The organism is Bartonella sp. AP331QHHD, assembly GCF_042195905.1.
Taxonomy (GTDB): Bacteria; Pseudomonadota; Alphaproteobacteria; order Rhizobiales; family Rhizobiaceae; genus Bartonella.
The window spans coordinates 1-10,224 of the sequence record NZ_JBHIPG010000015.1 but is presented as its reverse complement, the minus strand read 5'-3'; the positions used below and the strand labels follow the sequence as shown (position 1 = coordinate 10,224).

The window sequence follows — 10,224 nt, the reverse complement described above, 5'->3', positions numbered from 1 at the left end:
CCTTGCCATAAATTTTTGCATTGTCATAAATGCGAGCATCATCATAAACCTCGGCATTATCAGAAATTAAAGCATTATTGGAAACCCAAGCACCACCATAAACCTTGCCATAAACCTTGGCATTGTCATAAACGCAGCTCCTATCATAAACATGGGCATAACCAGTCACTATAGCATTCCCATAAACCTTGGCTTCTCTATTGACCATAGCAGCGCCACAAACATGGGCATTATCGCAAACCCTAGCATTATCAAAAACTATAGCATTTTCATAAACATGGGCATTATCATAAACCTGAGAGGTTCCTAAAACACGTGCTTTATCATAAACCTCAGCATTGCCATAAATTCTAGTTTTATCAAGAAACTTGCCATAAATAGTGTCATAAATTTTTGCATTTCCATACACTTTAGCATGTCCAAAAATATCACCATAAACCAATGCGTTCTCATATACTTGCGCATTGCCATAAACCTCAGCTCTAATATGCACGCTAGCATTGCCATAGACCCTTGCATTTTCATAAATTTTTGCAGATCCAGTAATTTTTGCATTATCCGAAACATGGGCATTATCGTAAATACGAGCATCACCATAAACCATGGCATTGCCACCGACCCAACAATCACCATTATGAGCTAAATTTGCAACCTTATGTATAAAGCCGCCTAGATCACCAGCTTTTATATTAGCAAAATCCCTTAAAGCCCGAATGCGATAAAGAGTATAATCACCAACCTCTATTGTCTCTCCTGTAAATTCGTATTTTTTTGCAGGCTCTTGTTGATTAGCAAGCGCAGTTTCATTTGAAATATTAGAGATAACGGGGGTGTTTTTTGAGATATTTGTCATAATTAAAACCTTGATGTTAATATTGTTTTCAATTGACACCTTAAAAAGGCGCCGGGTGTTGAAAACACGGCATCAAGTCCGTCGGCATGCCTTCCCCATAGGGTTTTGTATAGCATGACCACACCCGACAAAATTCTCATATATGCTAATCACAGCATAAAAGATAGTCAGTTTTTTGATATGGGAAAGATTGTTTCGTAATCTACCCGCTTGATGTTTAAGTGTTTTCAGCACTTGGTTATTTATATAACAAAATACGTATTTATTGTCAAATAATATTTTATCTTTTTTGATATTTTTTCTTATTTTTTTAAATACGTTATGTATTGATAATATCTTATGCTTATTAATTGCTTCTTTTATATTTATATGCTTTTAAAGCTATATTATTGGCTTTCTTAAAAGATTGCGTTATTTTCTGAATCTATACATTTATAATATTTAGAAACGCTCTCATTATGCGTATTTTAAACTTTATAACCTATCAATTTTGTCACTAAATGGCTTTTAAGATTTCTGTTAATTTCTTTTAATAACACATTTTAGACTTAACAGCCTTTATAGGGACTGTCTTTATAAACAAATGCTTTCATTTGCATTTTTGCTTTCTCTATAGCTGTTATGTTCTTTATAGCCATGGCATCATTTTTCATGTTCATAAGAGAAATGATAAATAGGATAATTGCGATTTATTGTCTGTTATGAAAACATCTAAAGAGAGAATGATAATTATAGAGATGAGCAAAATCCCTTTTAATAAACTTTTGTCATTTTTGTCAGTTCTTTTTAGAACCTATATCATTTTTTTTAAATGAGAGAAAATTAAAATCATTATATTTCAATAAGTTAAGTTTTATCAATTTTTCAAAATACAACTTATTAAAACAGCCATAACAAATAAATACAACTGTAAATATATATTTGTCAGTTTATGTCAGTACATTGAATCGACAAAAGTGATCATTTAGTGAATGATTACAACGTGCTTTATAAAAAGCATGTGATCCTTTAAAGCCTTTCAAAAGATGGTTTATAACTCATAAGAAATGCTATCAAGATCATTATAGTTATGAGTTTTGAAGGGGTTTTGAGTTTTGAGGGTTGCCCCTTTTAGATAAAAAAACGATAAAAAGTAAAAACGTTATTTTTCAATAGGTTAAGATTTTACAGATCTTAAAAAAACAACTCATATTGATAACACAACCTATAAATTCAACTAATAATATACGTTTTGAAGGGGTTTTGACGGTTTTTACACCTTCAAAACCTATAAGTAAAATGAATATACATAACTCTCTTTAAACAAAGCTTTTGAAAACAATAAAGCACTCATTTTAGATTACGGTATAATCTTTTAAAGGCAATGTAAAAAAATTTAATTCATTTTAAGAGTGGGTTTCTTAAAAGTCTTAAAGCAATCCAAATAAGAGTATTTAAAAGTGCAAATGATTTCTTTTTAGAATAACGCATATAAACACTCTTTTTAAAGATTGTATGTAATCAACTTAACAAGAGAGGTATAGATTATGGTTATAAGCTCTATACCCCTTGTAAGGTTATCACTCTCATTATGTGAGCATGCTTTATAAGTTATTCGGTTTCTCTTATTTCTAATTTTGGTAGGTTCTTAACAATTTTCATTGTTTCTAAACTTACGGTAATAACCCTCTGCAATAACTCTAGAGGGTAGGCAGGGTTGCCAATGGTTTCAACAGCATAGTGATTAGCATCATTAACAATACCACTCTTTTTATCTGTCTTAACGCATTGACGCCCCATAACCGATTCAAGAGAGATATCTGTCATGATGATATTGCTATTATAAATAACAGTTGATTTATTCTTTTCCTTACTATCCTTAATTTTTGCGAATTTCATTTCAGTTACATAATAGAATTTTTCGGGATTAGAGATTTCTGTCTGTTTTGGATTACCCTTTTTAAAGGTGACAGGATAAGGTTCTACAGTTTCATAGTTTACGTGCAAATGACCGAGTTCACGCCCTGCTGTCACAAATTTCCAAAAATCATCAGCCGTTTTTACGCAAGGGATACGAGGCAATTCTTTGCATAAATTATCAGCATAACGGGTGCGATAATCTTCTGAATGCAAAAGACCGTAAACATAATAAAACAGATCATCTTTAGTGTTTTTTCATTAGGATAAGCGGCTTTTAAATATGCTAATTCTTCATCAGTTATGGCATTACGCATTTTCTTTTTTTCTTATTTTAGTAAATAAGCGATTGTCATGCTATTTTTCTTATCAAGCGATAATAATGGAGTGTTTTTTGTTGTCTCTAATATGTAACAGTTCCAATAAATTTGGTATATTCTATGAATAAGAGTCTTTACTTGAAGCTCAAGATTATATTACATGCAACACCTTAAAATTAAGAAGCATATATAGCATATGATTGTCATTTAACAGTGTAATTATACAAGCTTCAAAAGTGGGGGAAATGATATGGTTTGCACAACTAATAAAGCAGGTGTATACAGTACAGTCTATGCTTTTTTCTCAGATGTTATAAGTATTACTCTCATCAAAAAATTAAAAAATTGTTACGCGGTTGGCGATTTTTTCTGTGACGCTGATGATATGGTTCATTTTGTTGCTCATTTTGAGGGCACAATGAATGCATAGATTTTTTTTCATTTTTGTTTTTGCGGCTATTTTGTGCCTTTTCTCGTTGGCGAGTTTTGCCCAAAACATTCGTGAGAAAGCGATTAATCAATCAGAGAGCATCCAACGACAACAAACGCAACAACAGCGTTTTCAGCAATTGCAGCGTAAAAACAAAACCCATGAGGTATTTTTGCCAGACGATGATACCATATCTCCCTATGGTGCTTCGCCTAGTACAACCTGTTTGCTGATCAAAAGCATTGAATTTGTTGATGTTCAGTTGATTTCTCATACCGACCTTCATGAAGCCATTTCTCTTTGGGAAGGACGGTGTTTGGGGATTGCCGAAATCAATAAAGTGCTCAAAGCGGTGACCAAGCTTTATATGAAGCGCGGCTATATTGCAGTGCGGGCTTATTTGCCTGAGCAAGATTTAAGCGGCGGTCATCTCAAGATCGTTGTTGTTGAAGGTGTGATGGAAGATATTACCCTTGATGGGCATAAAGTTGAGAGGAGACTTCAAGGAGAAATCACCACAGCTTTTCCAAACCTTATTGGAAAGCCGACCAATCTGCGCCAGATAGAGCAAGGGCTTGATCAAATCAATCGGCTTTTCTCACGCCAAGCTACCATTAATCTTGGTGCGGGTAGCAATTCGGGTGGTTCGATACTCGATGTTCATATTGAAAAACAGAAACCTTGGCTTATTACGCTTTCCAGCGATAATCTTGGCGCTAAAGCAACAGGGCTTTATCAAACGCGCTTGAGCCTTTCTTTTGATGATCTGTTGGGGATCAATGATCAATGGTCGTTTAGCTATCAGCGTTCTATGGATGGTAGTCCGTATCATTTTTCTCACAAGCGTCCCAATAGTGATACTCTAACGGGATCATTTTCTCTTCCCTATGGCACTTGGACAACAGGTTTTGATGGGACGTGGAGCCAATATCATTCGAGTGTTAAGGGAATATTTTCCGATATTATGACTGCGGGTAAGTCTTTATCGCTTACACCGTGGATTTCACGGGTTATCGACCGTGATCAAGAGGGAAAGACCTGGCTTACAGGACGCTTGACATGGAAATATTCTGATAATTTTATTATGGGCAGTCGGGTTGATGTTTCCAGCCGTAAATTGGCTATTGCAACCTTTGAGCTTGATCACTCGCGCAAGTGGCTTGGAGGAGAATTAAGCGCGCATATAGGGTTTCATAAAGGGTTGGCAATTCTTGGCGCTTATGACGATAAAGAGCAAGAGAATGCAACAAAAAATTCACCCAAAGGGCAATTTTCCAAATTGTCTTTTTCCCTAGGCTACATGCGTCCTTTTTCGCTCAAACAGTATAACTTTCGCTATAACACGCTGTTTTCAGGACAATTATCACCCGACACGTTGTTTAGTTCAGAGCAAATATCGCTTGGTGGTAGTTCCTCTGTGCGTGGGGTGCGTGAGGCGATTTATTACGGCAATAATGGGGCGTTTTGGCGCAATGAATTGTCGCTGTTGTTGCCAGGTTTTTCTTCGAGAATGGGGCGTAAATTTATGAGCCAATTTGCCCCTTATATGGCGCTTGATCTGGGGGCCGTGGCCAATGATGTAAACAAAAACAGTTTTGGCGGGAGCCTCGTTGGGGCAACTCTTGGTTTCCATGCAACCGGAGACATTACGGATATTGATGTGTCTTATTCGAATATTTTAACCCAATCGACAGTGCGAGAAAAGGGAAATGCGACAGGGTTATTTCAAGTGCGGGCATTATTGAGATTTTAGAGCAAAGGGGCGGTAAAAATATCGCTGCGCTGTTTATACCCATATGGGTTGTTTTTTTAAAGAGATAAAGAATTTTATGAGAAGCTGAAGATGCGGGGATTGAAAAATCAAAAGCATAGATTGGGATATGGATACAAGCTATGGCAGCGCGTTCTTTGTGTTTTGCAGCGAGGGATCCATAAGGGGCTTTCACTTGTTTTAAGCTTTTGCTTAGCTTTTCAGCCTTTGTTGTTGCAAGCACAAGCGCTTGGAGCGCGAAGTCCTGTTGCACAAGAGAGCCAAGGGATAAAAGCAGCTGATGGGGTTGGTTCTGTTTTCCGCCCCACGGTGGGGAAAGCCGGCAATGATGTGCCGCTGATTGATATTGTTCGCCCCAATGGACAGGGTCTTTCTCATAACAAATATGACAGTTTCAATGTTGATACCCATGGCGTAATTTTGAACAATTCGACTGAGGAAGTCTCGCGTTCACAGCTTGGGGGATTGGTGCCAGGCAACAGCAATTTGCGTTATAGCGGTGCAGCAAAGGTTATCCTTAATGAAGTGGTAAGTGCCAATCGCTCGCGTCTTGAAGGCGTGAGCGAAGTACATGGGCATATGGCGGATGTTATTATCGCCAATCCCAATGGGATTACCTGTAACGGTTGTGGCTTTATTAATACACCACGGGTGACTTTATCGACTGGACAACCGATTATTGGAGCCGATGGCGCTTTGAGTGGATTGCGTGTTGAGGGTGGAGATATCACTATAGGCTCTCGTGGGGCTGATGGGAGTGCATTAGATATTTTTGATCTTGTTTCGCGCAAGATCAGTGTCGGGGGTCCCATACAGGTCAAAGGAGATTTGGCTGTTATCGCGGGGCGCAATCATTTTGATTATGACAAACGCGAAGCAACTTCTCTTGGTTCTGATGGCAAAGAGCCGGAATTGGCGATTGATTCCAGTGAGTTTGGTGGAATGTATGCGGGGCAGATTCGCGTGATTGCCAATGATAAAGGTGCGGGCGTTAAGATGCGCGGAGACATGGTTGCCAATGCAGGCGCCATGAGATTGACAAGTGATGGCAAGCTGGTAATTGCCAAAGCACGTGCCAAAGGAGCGGTGAAGGCTCACTCCCACCACGATAGTGTACATGTGAAAGATCTGCTTTTCTCAGAAGAAGCAGTTGAACTGAAGGCTTTGAAACATGTTGAACTGGCTGAGCAAGCTCGCGTTGCAGCGAGCGGTACTGTTGATGTGGGCGCCGATCTGATCAAGCTCCAGTCCCATGCTCTTCTAGCAAGCGGTATTGGGAGTGATGGTCAACAGTCAGCGACGGGTTCTTTGCATTTACAGGCAGCAAAGCTTGAGGCGGGGAATGGGCGGATAGCCGCCGGTGATCTTTTAGAGATCCAAGCAGCAACAATTGATCTGAGCCGCATGCAAGACAATGATCAAACAGGGGTTTCTTCCCTTGGCGATCTGACCATTAAAACCAATCAAATCAGCGCTTTAAACAACCATATTGGTGCCAAGGGGAATATTGTCTTGAGCGCCGATGATGCGCTCACTGTAGGCGCTGGACATTATAGCGCCGGCGGCTCTCTTTTGGTGGAAGCAGCAGAGCTTACATCACGCGCGCGCTTAGTGGCAGAGCAAAAAATTGACCTTTATGCGCATCACGGTGCCCTGATCCAAGAAGGCACTGTCTGGTCTAATGGGAAGATAACGCTGGATGCCCATGGTGCCCTCAATCACACGGGTGATATTGTCAGCATGCAGCAGGTTGCCTTGACAGCGGGGGGCATGCTCACAACCTCTCAAGAGAGCACGATTTTAAGTTATGATGTGGTTTTAAGTGCTGATGCTTTAACCCAAGCAGGGATTGTGGAAGCTCAAGAAGGAGCATTAACCCTTCAAGTGCGTGATGGGGTTATCAATAGCGGCACAATGCGCGGTGAGAGTGTCGATGCTCATATTGGTGCATTTACCAATCAAGGGACGTTTATTGCAACCGATGATTTGCATTTGATGGTAAGCACACAAGAAGGCGCCGATCCGCAACAAGCCTTTCTGAAGAATACATCCGAAGGTGTCCTTCAAAGTGGTGGCGTTTTTGTTGTGACCGCAGGGCAATTAGACAATGCCGGTGTGCTTGGCTCTAGTGGTGAGAATGTTGCCCTCAATGTGGCAGGGAATGTCAGCAATAGTGGGCTGATTTACGCCAAAAAATCTATGGACGTATTCAGTGATGGTGATTTAACCAACACACAGGGCAGAATGATTGCAGAAGAGGCTCTCAGCATTGGTGGGCTGAAAGAGACACGTGCTGGTCATATAAATAATGAGGCTGGTCTTCTCAGTGCTTTAGCCGGTGAGATGAAGATTGTTGCAACGTCTTTTGTCAATAAAAGCGCTGAAACGACAAATTCAGAGCAACAAAACGCTACACATGATGAAGGTGCGCATGTTTTAGCGCGGGATGGTTTGCGCATTGATGTGGGCAGTTTTGAGAATGTTGATGGTCTTATTTCTACGCAAGGGGCAGTCAATATTGTTGCTGAGAGTGTGATCCAAGCAGGGCACATAGAGATTGAGCGTGGTGACCTTCAACTGACCAGCCATGGTGATTTAACCAATAATGGCACAATAGCAAGCAATGGCGCAATCACTGTGAATGCGCAAAACACTCTGAACCAAACGGGGCGTATTGTTTCGCAAAAGCGGATAGAACTCTCAACCGATGGCACCTTGACGCTGGGTGAGACAAGTGAGGTTGGTGGCTATGATGTGGCGCTGAAGGCAGGCACACTCACCCAAGCTGGGCTTATAGAAGCGCAAGGTGAGGAACTTACTCTCGAGAGCCACGGTGATTTAACCAATAGTGGTACGATAGCAAGCAATGGCGCAATCACTGTGAATGCGCAAAACACTCTGAACCAAACGGGGCGCATCGTTGCGCAAGAGCGGATAGAGCTCTCAACTGATGGCACCTTGACACTGGGTGAGACAAGCCAAATTGGCGGCTATGATGTGGCGCTGAAGGCAGGCACACTCACCCAAGCTGGGCTTATAGAAGCGCAAGGTGAGGAACTTACTCTCGAAAGCCACGGTGATTTAACCAATAGCGGTATGCTTGCAAGCAATGGCGTTATTGCTTTGCGTGCGCAAAACACTCTAAACCAAACGGGGCGCATTGTTGCGCAAGAGCGGATAGAGCTCTCAACCGATGGCACCTTGACGCTGGGCGAACCAAGCAAGGTTGCCGCCTATGATGTAACGCTGAAGGCAGGCACATTCACCCAAGCTGGGCTTGTGGAAGCGCAAGGCGGAGTACTTACTCTCAACAGCCATGGTGTTTTAAGCAATTCCGGTATCATGGTGGGTGGTGTTGTTGATGCGAAGCTTGGGTCTTTAGCCAATTCAGGTCAGCTTTTAGCCAGTGACAGCTTTACGCTTATAGCAGAAAGCCATGATCCGTCATTGGGGCAAGCTGCTCTGGTTTTAAATGGTGAAGACGGAGTTCTCAAAAGTGGTGGCGCTTTTGTTTTAACCGCAGATGTTTTGGACAATGCCGGCAGTATTGGTTCAAGTGGTGATGGGGTTGCGCTCAATATGAGTGGTGATCTGAGCAATAGCGGTCTGATTTATGCTAAGAAATCTGCCATTTTCTCCTTAGATGGGGATTTTATCAATAATTTTGCCGATGTCATTGCTGAAGACAATCTCATCATCCGTGGTTTAAGTGGAGAGCGGGCTGGTCATGTGATCAACAGCTCGGGTCTTTTAGAAGCCGTGTCAGGCGATATGAGTTTCGATGTCTCAGCGCTTACCAACATGCGTGAAGGTGGGGTTGAAGTTACCGATAAAGTGGTTGGTCACAGTTACGTGCGAGGAAAATGGAAAAAAACCGAGGTTAGACACCACCAGATAAAGGAAGATGTTGACACTACGATCATTCGTCAGCAGCCTCATTTTACCAATGGAGCTGCACAGATTTTAGTAGGACGTCATCTCACGGTTCATGCCGGCGATATCCGTAATAGCTATAGCTTAATTGCTGCTAATGGCAATATTGAAATGCAGGGTGATACGCTACTCAATGAGGGGCGTGATTTAATTGAAAAAACCAAGATTGTAACTGAAACACATCGCAGGGAAAAAAATTGCAAAACATTCGGTAATCTAGGGTGTACTACGGGAGGCATTAAAGATGAGGGACATTATACTGATACCAAAACAACCACGCGCACTTATGATGCTGTTTACGGGACGATTGAAGCTGGTGGCACTCTTGATGTCAAGGTTACAGACACTCTTGACAATCATGCGGTGCGCGAGGGAGCCGGTCAAATTGGCTTAAGCTCTGGCAATAAAGGCTTGAGTGGCGTTAAAAATACTGACGTTGATGGCTTCAAACCGTCGATCAGCTATAGCTCTGGCGATCAAGGTTTGGCTGGGGGACAAATACCCGATTTTGACGGTTCCAAACCACTGATCAGCAATGATCGATTAGATGGGATTATCAATGGTTTGAAAGGGCACAAAGGGCTTTTTGCACCAAGCACAAAAACACCCGCACCAGAATCCATACAAGTGCCAACGCAAGATGGGCTTAACTCTGTTAAGACAGAATTGGCTCAGACCCAAACACCGGATGTGCCATTTTTAGTCGAGACGCGACAGGACTTTATCAATCCAAGTAAATTTTTGGGATCGGACTATTACTTAAAAAAGATTGGCAATTATAAGCCTGAGCACGTGTTCAAAAAGTTGGGGGATGCTTATTTTGAATATCGTCTGGTGGGTGAGCAAATCTTTGAACTGACAGGCAATCGCACTCTTCTTGATGTTGAAGATCCCAATGCTCAAATGCAAAGGCTCTATGACAATGCTGTGGAGCAGCAAGATCCCTTGGGGTTAGTGCTAGGCAAGCCCTTAACGCCTCAGCAAATTGCTGGGATCAAAAAGGATATGATCTGGCTTGAGA

The 10,224-nt window shown here is 41.5% G+C and carries 4 protein-coding genes and 1 pseudogene; 3 read left to right on the top strand and 2 right to left on the bottom strand.

Features of this window, described 5'->3' with window-relative positions; all coding sequences use genetic code 11:
• A partial coding sequence (locus ACFIMS_RS01720) for a hypothetical protein (RefSeq protein ID WP_375696321.1) occupies positions 1-853 on the bottom strand: 853 nt, incomplete at its 3' end.
• 1,590 nt (positions 854-2,443) lie between these two features.
• Positions 2,444-3,063, bottom strand: a pseudogene (locus tag ACFIMS_RS01715) (type ISP restriction/modification enzyme); the annotation flags it as partial.
• A gap of 256 nt (positions 3,064-3,319) precedes the next feature.
• On the opposite strand from ACFIMS_RS01715, the gene ACFIMS_RS01710 reads away from it, so the two are divergent.
• The 3 genes from ACFIMS_RS01710 to ACFIMS_RS01700 form a co-directional block, all read left to right on the top strand.
• Positions 3,320-3,499, top strand: coding sequence for a hypothetical protein (locus ACFIMS_RS01710; protein ID WP_375616700.1), 180 nt, complete (start codon positions 3,320-3,322; stop codon positions 3,497-3,499).
• Positions 3,492-5,252, top strand: coding sequence for a ShlB/FhaC/HecB family hemolysin secretion/activation protein (locus ACFIMS_RS01705; protein ID WP_375696320.1), 1,761 nt, complete (start codon positions 3,492-3,494; stop codon positions 5,250-5,252). The genes ACFIMS_RS01710 and ACFIMS_RS01705 overlap by 8 nt, the downstream gene beginning before the upstream one ends.
• 90 nt (positions 5,253-5,342) lie before the next feature.
• On the top strand, positions 5,343-10,224 hold a 4,882-nt coding region (locus ACFIMS_RS01700), incomplete at its 3' end, for a filamentous hemagglutinin N-terminal domain-containing protein (RefSeq protein WP_375696319.1).

Bases quoted from the DNA above. Each gene is read 5' to 3' on its own strand.
- ACFIMS_RS01710 (WP_375616700.1), top strand. From the start codon at position 3,320: ATGGTTTGCACAACTAATAAAGCAGGTGTATACAGTACAGTCTATGCT.
- ACFIMS_RS01705 (WP_375696320.1), top strand. From the start codon at position 3,492: ATGCATAGATTTTTTTTCATTTTTGTTTTTGCGGCTATTTTGTGCCTT.